At 44.8% G+C, this 16,325-nt stretch carries 16 protein-coding genes; 9 read left to right on the forward strand and 7 right to left on the reverse strand.

The genetic code is table 11. The features are described from left to right. Nucleotides 1-6 precede the first annotated feature (6 nt). The 6 genes from AC3WU2_RS15540 to AC3WU2_RS15565 all read left to right on the forward strand — a co-directional run bounded on the left by AC3WU2_RS15540 (nt 7) and on the right by AC3WU2_RS15565 (nt 6,432). A complete protein-coding gene (locus AC3WU2_RS15540; RefSeq protein ID WP_492455628.1) occupies nt 7-1,161 on the forward strand; it encodes an efflux RND transporter periplasmic adaptor subunit in 1,155 nt (384 codons plus the stop codon). Between the two features lie 31 nt (nt 1,162-1,192). Beyond that, nucleotides 1,193-2,509, forward strand: coding sequence for an ABC transporter substrate-binding protein (locus tag AC3WU2_RS15545; protein ID WP_492455630.1), 1,317 nt, complete (start codon nt 1,193-1,195; stop codon nt 2,507-2,509). A gap of 153 nt (nt 2,510-2,662) precedes the next feature. After that, nucleotides 2,663-3,430: a DeoR/GlpR family DNA-binding transcription regulator gene (locus AC3WU2_RS15550; RefSeq protein WP_492455632.1), complete on the forward strand. Its 768-nt coding sequence runs from the start codon at nt 2,663-2,665 to the stop codon at nt 3,428-3,430. A 17-nt stretch (nt 3,431-3,447) separates the two neighbouring features. Next, entirely contained in the window at nt 3,448-4,602 is a 1,155-nt protein-coding gene (gene nagA, locus AC3WU2_RS15555; protein ID WP_492455634.1) for an N-acetylglucosamine-6-phosphate deacetylase, read from the forward strand. Nucleotides 4,603-4,776: 174 nt separating this feature from the next. Then, the gene (locus tag AC3WU2_RS15560) at nt 4,777-5,616 is read left to right on the forward strand and encodes an AraC family transcriptional regulator (protein ID WP_492455860.1); all 840 of its coding nucleotides are present in this window, start codon (nt 4,777-4,779) and stop codon (nt 5,614-5,616) included. Between the two features lie 27 nt (nt 5,617-5,643). Further along, nucleotides 5,644-6,432: a class I SAM-dependent methyltransferase gene (locus AC3WU2_RS15565; RefSeq protein ID WP_492455636.1), complete on the forward strand. Its 789-nt coding sequence runs from the start codon at nt 5,644-5,646 to the stop codon at nt 6,430-6,432. A 70-nt stretch (nt 6,433-6,502) separates the two neighbouring features. Here the strand turns inward: AC3WU2_RS15565 and AC3WU2_RS15570 are convergent, their stop codons facing one another. The 3 genes from AC3WU2_RS15570 to AC3WU2_RS15580 are packed head-to-tail and all read right to left on the reverse strand — an operon-like array spanning nt 6,503 to nt 10,267. Continuing rightward, on the reverse strand, nt 6,503-7,636 hold the full coding sequence (locus tag AC3WU2_RS15570; protein ID WP_492455638.1) for a Ger(x)C family spore germination protein: 1,134 nt from the start codon (nt 7,634-7,636) through the stop codon (nt 6,503-6,505). Nucleotides 7,637-7,665: 29 nt separating this feature from the next. Then, a complete protein-coding gene (locus tag AC3WU2_RS15575; RefSeq protein WP_492455640.1) occupies nt 7,666-9,174 on the reverse strand; it encodes a spore germination protein in 1,509 nt (502 codons plus the stop codon). After that, the gene (locus tag AC3WU2_RS15580; protein ID WP_492455642.1) at nt 9,155-10,267 is read right to left on the reverse strand and encodes a GerAB/ArcD/ProY family transporter; all 1,113 of its coding nucleotides are present in this window, start codon (nt 10,265-10,267) and stop codon (nt 9,155-9,157) included. The genes AC3WU2_RS15575 and AC3WU2_RS15580 overlap by 20 nt, the downstream gene beginning before the upstream one ends. Nucleotides 10,268-10,430: 163 nt before the next feature. Between AC3WU2_RS15580 and AC3WU2_RS15585 the strand changes: the two genes are divergently transcribed. From AC3WU2_RS15585 to AC3WU2_RS15595, 3 genes are all read left to right on the forward strand, one after another. Beyond that, entirely contained in the window at nt 10,431-10,814 is a 384-nt protein-coding gene (locus tag AC3WU2_RS15585; protein ID WP_492455644.1) for a VOC family protein, read from the forward strand. A 90-nt stretch (nt 10,815-10,904) separates the two neighbouring features. Then, the gene (locus AC3WU2_RS15590; RefSeq protein ID WP_492455646.1) at nt 10,905-11,756 is read left to right on the forward strand and encodes an AraC family ligand binding domain-containing protein; all 852 of its coding nucleotides are present in this window, start codon (nt 10,905-10,907) and stop codon (nt 11,754-11,756) included. Then, entirely contained in the window at nt 11,746-12,636 is an 891-nt protein-coding gene (locus AC3WU2_RS15595) for a DMT family transporter (protein ID WP_492455648.1), read from the forward strand. The genes AC3WU2_RS15590 and AC3WU2_RS15595 overlap by 11 nt, the downstream gene beginning before the upstream one ends. Before the next feature lie 211 nt (nt 12,637-12,847). Here the strand turns inward: AC3WU2_RS15595 and phnE (AC3WU2_RS15600) are convergent, their stop codons facing one another. Genes phnE (AC3WU2_RS15600) through AC3WU2_RS15615 form a run of 4 tightly spaced genes read right to left on the reverse strand, consistent with a single transcriptional unit; the run spans nt 12,848 to nt 16,162 of the window. Next, nucleotides 12,848-13,645, reverse strand: a complete 798-nt coding sequence (phnE, locus tag AC3WU2_RS15600; RefSeq protein WP_492455650.1) for a phosphonate ABC transporter, permease protein PhnE — start codon at nt 13,643-13,645, stop codon at nt 12,848-12,850. Then, nucleotides 13,642-14,454, reverse strand: coding sequence for a phosphonate ABC transporter, permease protein PhnE (gene phnE, locus AC3WU2_RS15605; protein WP_492455652.1), 813 nt, complete (start codon nt 14,452-14,454; stop codon nt 13,642-13,644). Before phnE (AC3WU2_RS15605) ends, phnE (AC3WU2_RS15600) begins: the two co-directional genes overlap by 4 nt. Further along, a complete protein-coding gene (gene phnC / locus AC3WU2_RS15610; RefSeq protein WP_492455654.1) occupies nt 14,451-15,221 on the reverse strand; it encodes a phosphonate ABC transporter ATP-binding protein in 771 nt (256 codons plus the stop codon). The genes phnE (AC3WU2_RS15605) and phnC overlap by 4 nt, the downstream gene beginning before the upstream one ends. Before the next feature lie 20 nt (nt 15,222-15,241). Continuing rightward, complete coding sequence (locus AC3WU2_RS15615; RefSeq protein WP_492455657.1) at nt 15,242-16,162, reverse strand: phosphate/phosphite/phosphonate ABC transporter substrate-binding protein; 921 nt, start codon at nt 16,160-16,162, stop codon at nt 15,242-15,244. Nucleotides 16,163-16,325 lie beyond the last annotated feature (163 nt).

Genomic DNA, 16,325 nt, shown 5'->3' on the forward strand with positions numbered 1-16,325 from the left:
AACGGAATGGGGTCAATAGAGGAATTAAATCAACGCAAACGCAATCGGAAGATTCGAATGATCTTCATTATTTTTATGGCAGCGCTCTTGCTTTTTACCATATACAGCAACACGCTTCAATCTCTGACGCTGCCGAAAGTTAGAGCGGAGAAAGCGATCCTAGGCAGTATTGAGCATTCGCTCGAGGGGAGCAGTGTGTTGCAACCGCTGGCGGAAGCGAAGCTCTTAAATCCTGCTGGCTGGAAAGTAACAGCTATTGCGGTCAAAGAAGGAGATCGAGTGAAGAAAGGACAGTCCCTAATCACTTATGACAGTAAATCAGCGGAACAAGAACTGAAATACGAGGAAGCACAATTGGCCAAGCTTAAGTTCGACCTACAGAACAGCCAAGACCAATTTATTGCATACGCAACGGATGGCGACGAAGCGAAGGTTCGCAGCACTAGACGTGATATCGAAATGCGCAGAATCGATCTTGGTGTACAGGAGAGGAAGATTCATTCGCTGCAAGACAAGCTCGAGAATAACAATAAGCTGACCGCGCCTTTCGACGGTGTCGTCACGAAATTGAACGCCGTTGAAGGGATGGCATCGATGGGAGAACCAGATGTTCAAGTTGCGAATAACCTTCGCGGATTTCGAATGGAGTTCATGATCGATTCCTCGCTCATGACCAGCCTAGGGATCACGTTGAAGGAGAAAGTACCGATTGAGATCCGACCCGACGCTAGTCAGCAAGTCAGAACTATCGAGGGAACGGTCTACGACATCGCTGATGCAGCGCCTCGAATAGACACGTCATCGAATCAAGAGACGAAGACGCCAGCAGTGGTCGCACAGATTCGTGTGCAAATAATCGATTCTCAGCTGAAGGGGGGTGAACAGGCTGTCATCAAACTGACGAAACGCTCAGCACAAGAGGGTTTAATCCTCTCGAATGAGGCGATTCACCAGGATCGAGAGGGTCAATATATATACCGGATTGAACAGAAGAAGGGCGCACTTGGCAATGAATTTATTGTGCGTAAGACCAAGGTCCAAGCGAGTGAATCCAATGACAAGGAAACCCTGCTTGTGTCATTTGATTTTAACATGAATGATCTGATCATTCTGGAGAGTACGGAGCCGTTACAGAACGGCAATCACGTTCGACTGCAATAACATTGATCTAGGAGAAGAGAGGAATCATACGATGAAAAAACAAATGCTGATAGGCATGATGTGTATCTTAATCGCGGCGACGACCGCTTGCGGTAGTGGAGATGGCTCCAGCAAGATTACGGCTAGTAAAGAGAAACGAAAGAGCAATGACGGCAAGACGATTGTTACCCTGAGTTCACTCACGGACAATCCTTACTTCGAGGCGTTAGAGAAGAAATTCGAACAGAAGTATCCGGATATCGACTTACAAATTCAAGCTTATCTTGGCATCGATGAGGAGATGACGGAATCAGCAACTGAAAAGTATCTAAAACAGACGAATTCAGCGATGTTATCGGGGGAAGGCGCAGACATCATCGAAATGAGTTATTTGCCAGTCGAGAAATATGTGGCTAAAAATATGCTTGTCAATATGAACGATCGGTTAGAAGCCGATCAAACGTTGAATAAAAGCAATCTGAACATGAATGTGTTAAATGGGATGAAAATGAATGGAGGCTTGTATTCCGTTCCAACTTCATTCTTCGTCGGTACGTTTGTCGGGGATGGAGATGCTCTTGCGAAGACAGTCAAGGTGGACGAGAAGAACTGGACGTGGACACAGTTCGAGGATGTGGCGCGCAAGTTCAAGGCGAGCAGCCAAGGGGATCGATTCGCCCTGGCGAGTTACGCACCGGAACGATTCTTGCAAATCTTGGTTAAGAATAATAACGCTGATTTCATAGATGCCGAGAATCATCAGGCGAAATTCGATACACCGTTATTCGTGCAAAGTCTGGAACAAATTAAAAGCATGTATGACGAAAAAATCATGTCGGCAAACCAAAGCAAGCCAAGCAACCAATTGTTCTACCACACCTATTTATACTCACCTTTGGATGTGGTTGAAGGGGCATTCCGATTCTATACGAATCCGAAATTATTGCCTACCCCGCATACGAAGGAAGATGTACCTGGTACGACCTTCTTAGTACCGAACCAACTCGGGATTTCAGCCAATTCACCGGTTAAAGATGAAGCGTGGAAGTTCATTGCATTCCTTATGTCGGAAGAAGCGCAATCCTTGAATGAAAGAGAAGGCTTCTCTCTTCTCACATCCGTCAATGAACAGACGCTTCAAGACATCGAGAAGCGCGTTAAAAACGGTAAGATCACAACGAAAATGACGGATCGCCACTTCGATGAACTGAAGCAGCTCATTCAATCTGCGAGCAGCTTAGCTAAGGCGGACGATAAGATGTTATCCATTATTGAAGAAGAATCTAAATCGTATTTCAGCGGTCAGAAGTCGGCGGAAGAAGTGGCAAAGCTGATTCAGAATCGTGTAACGACGTATATAAATGAATAGTTGGGCAACAGTTGAAAATGGATGTTGAGTATGATGGATCTACTGCGATGCGGTGGGTCCATTTTGTTTGCTTATAAATACTTATTGAAATTCATAAAATACTTATATATACTTATGATATTGATTGAATTGCCGAAAGAGGAGGGAATGGAGATGTTCCAAGAGGAGAGATTATTGAAAATCTTAGCCTATTTAAAAGCGCATCAATCCATGAGCGTTGGCGAAATTTGCTCGCATTTCCAAGTATCGCGAGATACGGCGCGTCGAGATATTGTCAGGTTAGTTCAAGAAGGTGTTGTTGTACGAACACATGGCGGGGTGGCCCTGCCAGAGCTTCAGAAGGAGCTTTCATCCTATCAAGAACGTCTCATAGAGGAATCCTCCAGTAAAGATGAGATTGGCCGACTCAGCGCCAAGCTGATTCGCGATCATGAGACGGTCTACTTGGACGTCTCGACGACGGTTCAATTTGTCGCGGAGCATGTTGAGGCCAAACAGATTACCGCGGTTACCCATTCCATAGATAACGTTAGCATTCTATCCAAACGAGAGGATCTGAGTATTTATGTGCTCGGCGGTTATCTGCACATCCAGAACCGCCTCTTATCCGGTCCTTCCGTAGTCGATAAAATTCGCGAAATTCGTGCCGACAAAGCATTTATCGGAGCAACGGCCATTCGCCCAGACGGACTCTATTATCCGTATGAAGAAGATGTTCGGGTGAAGAAAGAAATGGCTAAGCAGTCCGATCAAGTGATTCTTGTCGTGGATCATACGAAATTTGGGGCGAAATCGAGATTCAAGCTCGATTTTGAGTACGTCGATATTATCGTGACCGATCAACCGGTTTCAAGCGAAATGAGAGAACTATTGGATGCTAGAAATATTACGCTGATCGAATGTACGACAGAAAATCCATAGGATGGAGCTGAATCGCGATGAATCATAAGATAATCACAAATGTGAACGTAGTGCTGCCGCATCAATTATTACCTTCAGCTACGGTCTGTGTTGCAGATGGAAAGATTGAGCGAATTGTGACGCAAGAGAGCTTGCAAATCGACGACAAATACGAACGTATCGATGGTCAAGGCATGTGGCTAATCCCTGGCATGATCGATGTTCATATTCATGGCGCAAATGGATACGACATGATGGATGGAACCGAAGCCAGTATTCAAGAGGTATCTCGTGCATGTGCAGCAACAGGTTGCACATCGTTCTTAGCAACTTCCGTGAGTTCCACGATAGAAGATTTGCTGAACATGATTCGCAGCGTGAAATCGGTGATTGGTCATGAGCATGGGGCGAAGATTGTGGGTATTCACTTGGAAGGGCCGTACCTGAACCCGAAGCGCAAAGGGATGCAGAATGAGAAGTATCTTCGTCATCCTGATCTTGATGAAATGAAGCTTATTTTCCAGGAAGCGGGTTCACTCATTAAGATGGTGACGATCGCGCCGGAATTGCCGGGTGGATTAGAGCTCATAGCTTATTTGAAGGAACAAGGGGTGGTCATCGCCGTTGCCCATTCCGATGCGACGTACGAGGAGGCAAAAGAAGCATTTGGCGCGGGCGCAAGTCATGTGACGCATTGCTTTAACGGGATGCGACCGATTCATCATCGAGATCCCGGTCTCATCGTCGCCGCATTCGAGGAACCACATGTGAGCCTGCAAGCAATTGTCGATCAAGTTCACTTGCATCCTGCAATCGTCCGGTTGATGCATCGTATCAAAGGGCCTGAAGGGATGGTGCTCATAACGGACGCGCTTCAAGCGATGGGACTTGGTGATGGGGATTACCTATTCGGCGGCCATCATGTTCATGTAACGGAGGGGATTGCTAGGCTAGCTGATGGTACTTTGGCATCGAGTACGGTGACGATGAATGAAGCGCTGCGTCTGACAGTTGAGAACGGAATACCCTTAATCGATGCGGTGCAGATGGCATCAACATCACCCGCACGGATCTTAGGATTGTCGAGTAAAGGGAATATTGAAGTCGGATTCGATGCGGATTTCGTCTTGCTTAACGAGAAATATGAAGTGCAATGGACCATGGTCGAAGGCGTCATTTCATGTAAAGCCTGATATGTTCAGGCTTTTTTTTATATTCTCGACCTCTTTTCGATTTAGCAAAATTGGAACAGCAGCTTCTCTTCCTGACAGCTATAATAAGTTCAAATGACATCACCGCGCGGAGAAAGGAAAGATGATGCATTGAATTACGCAGAGGATATGAGGCGAAGTATCGCTTATATCGAAATGAACTTGAAAAAGGATCTAAATGCCAATGAGATAGCAGATCATATTGGATATTCGGTTTATCACTTTTGCAGAGTGTTCAGCATGGTTCAAGGGGTACCTCTAATGGACTTTGTCCGCAAGAAGAGATTGAATCAAGCCAGGAGGGAGCTGCTCTTGGGCCGTAAAGTCATTGATATTGCATTGGAATATGGTTTTGAGACGGCAAGCGGCTTCTCCAAAGCCTTTCGTAAGGAATTTGGCTACAGCCCCACGGTATACATTGCCAAGATTAACAACTTCAGTACAAATCAATCTGCATCGAGTACAGGAGGGTTTCAAATGAATCCGATGATCACGAGTAAACCTGCATTCAAGGTGGCAGGGTATGGCATTCGAACTAACATTGCAAGCGGTTATACCAAAGATATCGCAGCTTACTGGGACACGTATATCGGTGAGAATCTAGAGAACAAAATGTATACCCAGTTGAATCCGCCAGAACATGGGGAGGTGGGGATCTGTATTCCTTCCTCGGATGATGGCAATATCATCTATTTATTTGGTGTCATTGTTGAAGATTACGCCAAAGTTACACCAGATATGATGACATGGGAAGTTCCAGAAGCGAAATATGCCGTTTTCACTACGCCCCCCGTTGATAACATGGATTCAGCGTCTTCCTATGATGCGGATCCACTATCAACAGCGGTGAAGGCAACCTGGAAATACATTTTCGAGGAATGGTTCCCAAGCAGCGATTATGCCTATGATGAATCCAAACTTGACTTTGAATTCTATGATGAACGCTGTCACGGATTGAAAGATGCTGTCATGGATATTTATGTTCCGATTAAGTAGCAGGCGGCAGGGAGAGGAATGGAGCTCATGGACAAACACTATTATGGTGATTTATGTTCATTGTATTACGATATTGACAAGCCGACAGCACCGAGCGAAGAATTGAACTATTTGTTATCTTTTGCATCGAAAGAAATGAGAATCTTAGAACCGATGTGTGGTTCGGGACGATTTATCATTTCGTTTGTGGAACGAGGATACCCCATCGATGGATTTGATGTATCGAAAGATATGATTGCAAGGTGCCGGGATAAACTATGCTCGATGGATTCATCATCTCGAATTGATTTATGCGATTTTGCAGCGTTTGATTCGAATAGAGAGCCTTATGACCTTATTTTTATCGCAGCAGCATCATTTTCATTGCTTACGGACAGAGCTGTGATCGACCAAGCTCTACAAATGATGAAACATGCTCTGAAATCAACCGGACGAATAGTTCTCAGTGTGATAACCGATTCGGAATATCGCAACAATACTTCCTTTGATATAGATGAGGCTAAACTCGAATCTGATGCGGAACATCAAGGTAAGAAAGTAAAAAAAGGCTCTATCGAAGTGGTGCTCAAAGGGGATTCGACCTATGATGCCGAAGAGCAAATTCAATCCTCTACATTGTCCTACGATCTTTATGTGGATGGTCAGTATGTTCGTACAGAAGTTGAGGATTTTAATCTGAGGCTGTATCAACCGAACGAGTTGGAAAATATTGTTGAGCAGTGCGGGTTGCACATTGATCACAAATATACGAATTTTGATAAGAATCAATCTGATTTTCTTAACGCTGATGTCATCATGTATGAGTTGCGAAAATAAGGAGAAAGACTTCTGGCGGGATACTTAAAAGAAGAGATCCCACCGAAGTCTTTTTTTGTTTCGTGATTCTTTATCTTCTCAGTTTTATCATGCCGGCGTTCTTGAGCTTCACTCTAACATCAACTTGATCGATCATATCCGGACGAAGTCGAATTGTCTGACCTTTCTGATGACGATTCCAATAATTCACATGCTGACGGTAAATTTCTTCGCGAATGGAGAATAAATCGACGCCCTTCTGAACCCCATCGCGGAATGTTTTTAGTAATTCATTGCGGATATCTTGCTCTGCAAGCTTTTCCATTTTGTGCGGTTGCATATCTGTAAGTGCCTCTTCAATCGAACCGTCAATGAGTAACTGAATTGTGACCTTTGGGATTTTCTGAGGGCCTTCTAGCTTTACAGTAATTTTACTCTCAGGCACATTGAGTGCTAGCATCGCTACAGTCTTCTTATGGGGTTCGATTTGGAGTGCGGTATGTACAACATTTTTTGAAGCCCACCGTAACCCCATAATGTCTTTTTTATCCCACCAACCTTGAAACTGATCCTTCTCCATCGTAAAGAGTCCATCAATTGTATAAGCATCCTTTGGTTTCAAATCTTCAAACCATTGATTTTTATTGAGCGAAATGCTAGGAAGGAGCAGCGTAGAGCCTGGACGCAACCAGTTGATGAACATTTCTCTCAGTGAAATGGGCTGAATGTAGGACTGCTGCAAATAGACCTCCTTTGGTTGATGAAGGATGGAATTTATGGGTGACAAGTTGAACGTGGTTGGTGCAGCGAACAGCTCTTTTATGGAGCTCCGAGTCCCATATACCCAAGGAGAGAATCGAATTTCATGATACCGCAGCATCGAATCGGTCATTCTACGGAGATTCTGCTTCATCGCACGTTCATGAAAGACGACCGCACTGATATGCTCCCAAATGATAGGCAGCTGTGACGCTGTGAAAATATCATTCACCGCCGCGTCGAGCGTGTCACCTTCACCTCGTCCTGTCCAGACCGGAATGTGTTCTTTGGATTTTGCGCCTTCTTGCTTCGCAAGGTTGGTAAAGTCCAAGGATTGTGAATAGACGACATACTTGTTATTCTCATAATCAACCCCCATTGCCGTGACGTAGTTCATATCTTGAATGTTCTTCTTATCCCAGCAACCGGTTAAGGTTATTGTAAGAAACAAGAATATACATATCATGAACAAGCTCCTGATTCGTCTCGAATAAGTCATGGCTCATCTCCTTGCCTCGTCTCATCCATCGGGTGAATATAATGGGGACGTTTTCCATTTTGAGAAGGAGGAAAAGCCACAATGGACTTAAACATATCGCGGAAAGAAGGCGGTGAAATGGGGGACAAATAGGAGATTCCGAAGGATTCTAATGTGGACAAATACAGCAATATCCCCAACATGGAAATAAAAAATCCAAACATGCCAAAATAATTCGATATGAGCAGCACTCCAAATTTAAGGATACTAACGGTTCCACTTAAGGATTGATTCACGAGTGTGAATGTGGCAACCGCATTGACCGCTGCAACAACTAACATGGTTGGGGAACCCAATCCTGCGCGAATCGCTGCATCTCCTACAATTAATCCACCTACAACAGCTACGGTTTGTCCAACGGCTTTAGGCAAGCGGGCCCCAGCCTCACGGAAGATCTCGAATAATCCGAGCATAAGAATCAATTCCATAGCAGCAGTGAAGGGGAGTCCCATTCGTGCAGTTGTCACTGTGGCTAGCAGCGGAAGCGGAAGCTGCTCGACGTTAAATGCACATAATGCTAACCAGAATCCAGGTATGAAAATGGATATGATTAGCCCTATTACGCGTAATAGACGTTGAAATGTTACGAAGAAATACGGAAAATGGACATCTTCAGGTGATTTCAGCTCCAATAAGAGATCAGCTGGACCGATCAATGCCATGGGAACGGTATCCACAATAATGGAAAATCGGCCCCGAACCAATGCCTGTACGACATAATCTGGCCTTCCGATATAATCCAACAACGGGAACAAGGAATATTTCGAATCTCCCAGAGCTTCGCCAAGCTGGTTACTGCTAACAACCGAATCCAGGTCAATCTTGGATAAGCGCTGTTTCACGGTTTCGATCATTTCTTTATTGGCAACATCGTCCAAATATAACAAGGCGATATTCGTCTGAGATCGTCTTCCGATGATACGGGTTTCTATTTTTAACGATTCGGTCTTAAGACGTTTGCGAATTAATCCAAGATTGGTCGTTATGTTCTCTGTAAACCCATCTTTCGGTCCTTTGATCGAAATTTCAGTGCTTGATTCTTCAGGTGTGCGATTCGGGGCATCTGAGATATCCAGCATATAGAATACATTCTGTAACGGCACGCATATGAGCAAATATCCGCTGAATACCTTGGTAATTGCCTCATGAACACCTTTGGAAGCATCAATCTTATCAATAGCTAGGAGTGGGTTGTGTTCTAATTCCTCTGTCCAATGATGGTTATGCAGCATTTGATGAATTTTAGGAATGATGAATTGATTGATCTGCTTGTGGTCGGTTACACCATCACACCACACAAGATTGATCTCCATCACAGATATATCTGTACCGAATACGAGGGAATGATATTCGATATCTGCGCAATTGGACAAGCGTTGTCTCAGATTCGCATAGGTTAACGGTATACCGGGCGTAGGATTTAAGGTACCAGAATGGTCTAAAGGATTATCGGGTTGATGGGTCATGGGGTTTAATCCTCCTGTTAGCATGATGTAACCGGGTCAGCAGACATAGGATGAAGGATAAGACAATAATGCCTATTGTCGTGATTGGATAGTAGTACGAATACAACCAATTCATAAACACCATATCACTCATACTGAACTGAACAGTAAGGATCAGAGCGATAGATACGGATATGCAAAAAATGAATTTAGGGAGCTTGCTCCGGATGGGCGTAAGATCGTAAATGAAAAATATCGCCAGGGAAATACGAATAAACGCTCCAGATAACCATTGGTAAATGGACAGAAAATCCAAATGATTGATATACTTGCCGATCGTAACTAGTCGCCATTGTTCAAAGACAGGAAACCGTAGCTCCATGGCAATTTCACGACCAAAGTTCGCGATGGAGCCCAAATAAGGACCGATCGTTAATCCAGCAAGACATATCGCAAGAATAGCTAAGCCTCGATAGCTAGCCTTCGTCGAGAGATGATGCTGTAGTAAGAGGAACATGAATAGTTCCACCATGCCGGCTCCAGGGTATAACATGCCTCTTAGGATCGGGTAGAAGCCATTCTCGAACACTGGCGTGATCAAGCTGTAATCTTTATATTGAAAGTTCAATCCCATGACAAAATAACCAAGGATAAGGACAACTGGCAGCAAAGCGCCTGCACAGATGGCAATAGAACGAATCCCGGCAAGTGCCGCTAATGAGCATAAGATGGTCAAAATCGTTGCAAGCATGAAGACAGGAGTTTTCGTAAGGTAGGATGTGTTTGTCAAGTTGGTCGTATCTTTTAAGGACACGAAGGCAACGGAGAATAAATACACAAGGAGAACCCCAACGATGATCCAGGCTATGAAGGCGCCAGATTGTTCTTTCAACCACGAATAGATGGGGCGTGTCCCTTTACGGTTCATAACATAGAGCAAGGCAGGAATCCATAGGAAAGCGATGCACATGACAAGTAAAATACTGATCCAGCCATCGTTTCCCGTACTTTGGAGTAGAAGCGGGATAATATGAACATGGTTAAGTAATCCGGTCGATAAGATCATGATCATGCAGGCTTGAAAAAAAGTAACGGATTTTGTGCCAGCTTTCATAGTGAACTCCTAACATTGCAAGATGGTGTTAATGTGCTCCAACACCTGTGAAATCATTCCATTGCGATGGGGAATTTGTCGCCAAAATCCATTGTTAATGGTTACGAATGGATGGTAAGATCGGGAAGACGTTGTGTAAAATGAAATCTAAGGGGAGAAGGAAATGATTGAATATTTGAACATCCATCATGTGAGTCTCGCAGTACGCGATTTAACGAAAGCCAAACAATTTTATACGGAGATTCTTCAGTTGCCAGAATTGACGCGTCCACTGTTTCAATCCAATGGGGCATGGTATGCCATCGGAGATCAGCAGCTTCATCTCATCGAATGTCCGGAAGGCGAGGCGCTTCGCAAAGGTCCGATTAATACACAAGATAGTCACTTTGCAGTGTGGGTGAAGAGCTATCGAGATACGATAGACTGGTTGGAGCAATCGGGGATACCCTATGAAGCCAGACCAGAGAGCGTTGCGGGATTTACACAGATTTACATTCTAGATGTCGATCATCATATCATTGAGTTCGATGCACCCTATGGTTCCTAAAGTGACTTTCGAACAGCAACATCATACAAGAAACTCGAACATCTTTAATCTATAATGAGAGCATATTGACGGAGAGAAGGTGTAGAGATTTTGTCTCACGAGTTACGCGAGATCCGCTTCGATGCAGACCTGCGGGTGGAAGCGTACCGTTTTGAAGGCATTATGCAGAATTTCCCCAATCACTTTCATGACTACTATGTTATTGGCTTTATCGAGCAAGGGAAAAGACATGTCATATGCAACAATGAGGAGTTTATTGTAAATAGCGGCGATGTCGTGATCTTCAACCCGCATGACCCACATGCTTGCGCACAGATCGACGGGAGATCTCTGGATTATCGTTCGTTGAATATACAGCCCGAAGTGATGCGTCAATACGTCATGGAGATTACAGGTACGGCCCGTTTCCCGCGCTTCACCAAGGTGGTTCTTTATCATAGTGAGCTCGCAGATTCGCTTCGCGATTTACATCGTATGATATGCGACGAACAGCCTGATTTCAAAAAAGAAGAGTTGATGCTGCTGCTGATCGAGCAATTATTAATCGAAGATTCAGATGTAGAGCACATGGGTCCTGATCGGGAACTGAGAGCTGAAATCATCGCGGTGTCTGCGTACATCGAAGCGAACTACATGAGGAATATCAAGTTGGACCAATTCAGTCAATTAACGGGGTTAAGTAAATATCATCTGGTTCGTTCTTTCACGAGAGAGAAAGGGATCTCACCGTACAGCTATCTGGAGACGACGCGGATCAACAACGCCAAGAGGCTTCTAGAATCAGGCGTGTCACCAAGTGAAGTGGCTTTTCTATGTGGCTTTAGTGATCAGAGTCATTTTACGAAATTTTTCAAAAAGCTGATCGGGTTAACACCTAAGCAATATATGCGGGTATTTGTTAGTGAACAGGGATCAAGGCGGTTTACACTTTATGGGGGATAAACGCAACATCACAGCCGGGCATTTATTAGCCTTCATGACCATCATCATCTGGGGAACGACCTTTATCTCGACGAAAATCTTATTAGTCGATTTCACTCCGATGGAGATATTATTCTTTCGGTTTCTTTTAGGATATCTAGTCTTGTTCCTTATTTATTCACGGAAGATTCGAACCCATTCCTTTCAAGAGGAGCTCCTGTTTATGGGGGCAGGGCTTTGCGGAGTGACCTTATACTTTTTATTGGAGAACACGGCGCTAATCTACACGCTAGCTTCCAACGTAGGCGTTATCGTAACGATTGCCCCGTTCTTCACCGCGTTATTCGCACACTTCTTCTTAGAAGGAGAGAAGTTGAACGTTCGCTTTATGATTGGATTTGTTATCGCGCTCGCAGGAATCATAGCCATCGGATTTAACGGCAGTGTCCTGCTGCAGCTGAATCCCGTTGGCGACATCCTTGCTTTTCTTGCACCTATCGTCTGGGCGATCTATTCCGTATTGATGCGCAAAATTAGCGGTCTCGGTTATCATACCGTCGGAAGCACCCGTAAAGTGTTTTTCTATGGACTAATCTTTATGGTGCCCGCACTGTTCCTATTTGATTTCCGACTTGGTCTGGACCGATTCTATGATCTCACGAATGCAGCGAATCTTCTATTCTTGGGTTTGGGTGCTTCAGCCTTATGTTTCGTCACATGGAACCTTGCGGTAGGTATCCTCGGAGCCGTCAAGACAAGTATATACATATATGTTGTACCTGTAATTACTGTTGCAGCTTCTGCGCTCATTCTGCATGAGACACTCACCTGGGCCACCTATGTGGGAACTTTCTTAACACTGGTTGGCTCGTACATCTCAGAGCGGAGCAGGAAGCAATGATTATTTCGTCGTCCTTAAATTGCTTGCAAAAAAGTGGGTATCGTCCTCGGACTGTACCCACTTTTTTTCTTTGTAGAGCGTCTTAGAAAGGTTGTTGGTATATAGGAGAGAACAAGGAATTTGAATATAGTTAATAACATTAATAATAATATTTAACGTAATTAAATAAATGAAATGATGGGGTTGTTCATTCGACTTGTTTTATTCCAAATCAAATAATTCGCTTCCGTAGTTTGCCGGAGATGATATCAGTCAGCGTGATAAGTATTACGACCCCAAGGAGAATAACACCGACTCGATTCCAATTCCGTACTTGCAGCGCAAAGATGAGTGGTGTCCCGATCCCTCCAGCACCAACGAGCCCAAGCGTAGTCGCTGAACGGATGTTGATCTCGAAACGGTAAAGTGAGTAAGACAGGAATTGGGGTATGACTTGTGGGATGACAGCATATCTCAGCACTTGTAGTCGATTGGCTCCACAAGCAAGTAAGGCCTCTTGAGGTCCGCGATCAATGCTCTCGATCGTCTCGGAATACAATTTTGCGAGCATGCCTATAGAGTGAATGCCTAGTGCGAGCACGCCTGCGAATGCACCGGGCCCTACGGCTTTGATGAACAAGATGGCGACGATAATCTCTGGAAATACGCGGATTACGCTGAGTAGGATTTTACCGCTTCCGGATACCGCGAGGCGTCTGCTCATATTCGTGGATGCCCAGAAGGCAAAAGGGATGCATAATATCGCAGATACAAATGTGCCAAGGATCGAAATAATTAACGTGTCTAATAATCCACGAAGCAGATCTTCACCATCTGGAATATACACATAAGACCAATCCGGATGCAGGAATCCTTTGATAATGGAGAGCATCACTGTTTTCGTTGTGGATTGAACGCCTTCAAAGTGCATGCCTTGAAACGCCCAGTAATAGACGGCAAGAATAACTATGATAATAAGCCAAAAGCGAATTCGACGGCTCATCGGTTTATAAGCTCTTGTATCTCTCATAGCAGACTCCTCCGAATTCTCGTACTGCCGTAATCAATGATAAGCACAATGACGAGTGTAATCAGGATGATCATGGATGCACGATCGTAACGGAAGAGTCCCAGGGAACGATCGAGTAATATGCCGATTCCCCCAGCACCAACTAATCCAAGGACGGATGCCGCACGGATATTCACCTCGAATGTATAAAGGAAATAAGAGACGAAATATGGAAACGCTTGAGGCACCACGCCGAACATAATCACTTGCATTCGGTTCGCGCCAACGGCAGTCATCGCTTCCAGCGGACCAGGATCAATCGCTTCAATGGATTCGAACGTTAGCTTCGCAATGATCCCGAACGAGAAGAAGAGAAGTGCGAGCATGCCTGCGAAAGGTCCAATGCCGAACATCGCGACAAATATCGATGCAAAGAGTAGATCGGGTATCGTACGTACTAAGTTCAAAATGACACGCATTGGTATCGAAACCCATTTGTTCGGCATCATGTTATAGGCACATAAGAGAGCAACGGGAATGGCAAGAATACCGCCTAACGTTGTCCCTACAATCGCGATCTGAATGGTCTCCATTATCGGTTGCCATATGGTCGGTATGTAACTCCAATCGGGAGGAATCATTTCCTGTAGGAGGCTGCCCATTTGAGGCAACCCGGTCATTAACTTGTAGGGCGTGGCATGAATGTGAATCGAGCAAAGAATAAACACGACGATGATCAACAACCATGTAGCTATTCGCTTGTACCGTCCTCTGATCAGCTGGATATCAGGAGGTGATTTCCGTCCTGATCCAGTCGCAGCGGGCTTCACACTTCGCCTCCCAGCATTTCGTCATGTCGAATCGACCGACCGTATATATCTGCAAAGGCTTCGTCGGTTGCCTGTTCCGGCGACCCGTCGAATACGACTTCTCCCGCGCGTAGACCAATAATTCGCGTTGCATATTCACGGGCTAAATCAATGAAATGCAAATTAATAATCGTCGTTATTCTCATCTCTTGATTGATTCGCTTTAGATCATCCATGACTTGACGGGTCGTCAAAGGATCCAGGGAAGCAACTGGCTCATCCGCTAGAATAATCTTGGCTTCCTGCGCTAAAGCCCTCGCAATCGACACCCGTTGCTGTTGACCGCCGGACAGTTGATCGGCGCGGATATATGCTTTCTCTCGGATATTAACCCGTTCCAGCGCATGAAGAGAGAGTTCAATATCTTCTCGCGGGAACATGCCGAGCATCGTTCGAAATGTCGAATGATATGCAACCCTCCCAGATAAAACATTATTAAGCACGGTTGCGCGCTTAATTAAGTTGAAGCTCTGGAAGATCATGCCGATATCGCGTCGAATCCGGCGCAGCTCCTTATCTTTGGCATGCGTAATAGATTTGCCTCCTACTTGGATGTCGCCTTCCGTAATTTCATGCAACCGGTTAATCGACCGAAGCAGTGTGGATTTCCCTGCTCCGGATGAACCGACGATGACGACAAGCTCGCCTTCTTCAATGGTTAGATTAATATGGCGAAGTCCAATGGATCCATTCGGATATGTTTTCGATACATTATGGAATTGAATCATACAAGTCCAACTCTCTCTCGTTACTTGATTTCTTGACCTACAGCCTTCGCATACTCGCGAACCGAATCAAAGTTCTTGTCGTCACCTTTGACATAGCCAACATGTGTATAGATCTCCTTGATAATCTTTGCTCCTTCGTTATCATTCGTGATATCCATAAATGCTTGGCTAATCTTATCTCTCCAACTTTGGTCCATATCATTGCGAACGCTGACGGTATCATTAGGAATCTTAGTCGTGTAGTGAAGGACACGCGTTTTCTCGAAAATATCCGGAACATCTTTGATCACGGTATTCCGAGCGTCTTGGAAGTTCGCGACGGCATCGACTTGACCGTTCAATAACGCCATTAATGCCGCATCATGACCTTTGATGGTGATGCCTGTCACGTCTTTATCTGGGTCGATGCCGGCCTTTTTCAATTCAGCAGCTGGATAGACATAGCCTGCGGATGAAGTGACATTTTGCCAGCCGATTTTCTTGCCCTTCAAGTCTTCCAGGGTTTTAATCGGTGAGTCTTTGGGTACAACGATCATCGCTTTGTAGAAGTCTACCTTCTCGGTCGTTGGTTGGCCTGTTGCATCATCCACACCAAATCGTTGGGCTTGGAGTAGAAGATCTGCGGCTTTTTTATTATCGTGGGCGAGTACATACGCATTCGGCGGCAGGAATCCGACATCCACTTGTTTGGATGCCATGGCTTCAACGATGGTGTTGTAATCTGGGGATACCGTGACGTGGACAGGAATGCCAAGTCTGTCCCCTAGCAGTTTCTCTAGAGGTTTGGTTTTGGCTTCAAGGGTATCTGCATTCTGAGATGGAACGAATTGTACATTAAGCTCTTTCGGTACGTAGGAAGAGCTCGTTTCTTTGGATCCGCAAGCAGCTAGACTCGCAGTGATGAGGATGGTCATGATCATTGCCATTGTCTTTTTCATCATTTTAGTACCCTCCATTGGTCAATTTTATCTATTGAAAAATCGCCTATATCAGATCTATATATCTGACATCACAGGTCGTAGAACAAAGAAAAAAATGAAAGGTAAAAGAGAATAAACGAGGGTGTTTCCATATAATCATAAACACGTCCCATGCGTCATATAA

It is taken from the genome of Paenibacillus sp. EB106-05-06-XG162, from assembly GCF_058791655.1.

Excerpts from the sequence above, each read along its gene's own strand:
- AC3WU2_RS15540 (WP_492455628.1), top strand. The coding sequence starts at position 7 with ATGGGGTCAATAGAGGAATTAAATCAACGCAAACGCAATCGGAAGATT.
- AC3WU2_RS15545 (WP_492455630.1), top strand. The coding sequence starts at position 1,193 with ATGAAAAAACAAATGCTGATAGGCATGATGTGTATCTTAATCGCGGCG.
- AC3WU2_RS15550 (WP_492455632.1), top strand. The coding sequence starts at position 2,663 with ATGTTCCAAGAGGAGAGATTATTGAAAATCTTAGCCTATTTAAAAGCG.
- nagA (WP_492455634.1), top strand. The coding sequence starts at position 3,448 with ATGAATCATAAGATAATCACAAATGTGAACGTAGTGCTGCCGCATCAA.
- AC3WU2_RS15560 (WP_492455860.1), top strand. The coding sequence starts at position 4,777 with ATGAACTTGAAAAAGGATCTAAATGCCAATGAGATAGCAGATCATATT.
- AC3WU2_RS15565 (WP_492455636.1), top strand. The coding sequence starts at position 5,644 with ATGGACAAACACTATTATGGTGATTTATGTTCATTGTATTACGATATT.
- AC3WU2_RS15570 (WP_492455638.1), bottom strand. The coding sequence starts at position 7,636 with ATGATATGTATATTCTTGTTTCTTACAATAACCTTAACCGGTTGCTGG.
- AC3WU2_RS15575 (WP_492455640.1), bottom strand. The coding sequence starts at position 9,174 with ATGACCCATCAACCCGATAATCCTTTAGACCATTCTGGTACCTTAAAT.
- AC3WU2_RS15580 (WP_492455642.1), bottom strand. The coding sequence starts at position 10,267 with ATGAAAGCTGGCACAAAATCCGTTACTTTTTTTCAAGCCTGCATGATC.
- AC3WU2_RS15585 (WP_492455644.1), top strand. The coding sequence starts at position 10,431 with ATGATTGAATATTTGAACATCCATCATGTGAGTCTCGCAGTACGCGAT.
- AC3WU2_RS15595 (WP_492455648.1), top strand. The coding sequence starts at position 11,746 with ATGGGGGATAAACGCAACATCACAGCCGGGCATTTATTAGCCTTCATG.
- phnE (WP_492455650.1), bottom strand. The coding sequence starts at position 13,645 with ATGAGAGATACAAGAGCTTATAAACCGATGAGCCGTCGAATTCGCTTT.
- phnC (WP_492455654.1), bottom strand. The coding sequence starts at position 15,221 with ATGATTCAATTCCATAATGTATCGAAAACATATCCGAATGGATCCATT.
- AC3WU2_RS15615 (WP_492455657.1), bottom strand. The coding sequence starts at position 16,162 with ATGATGAAAAAGACAATGGCAATGATCATGACCATCCTCATCACTGCG.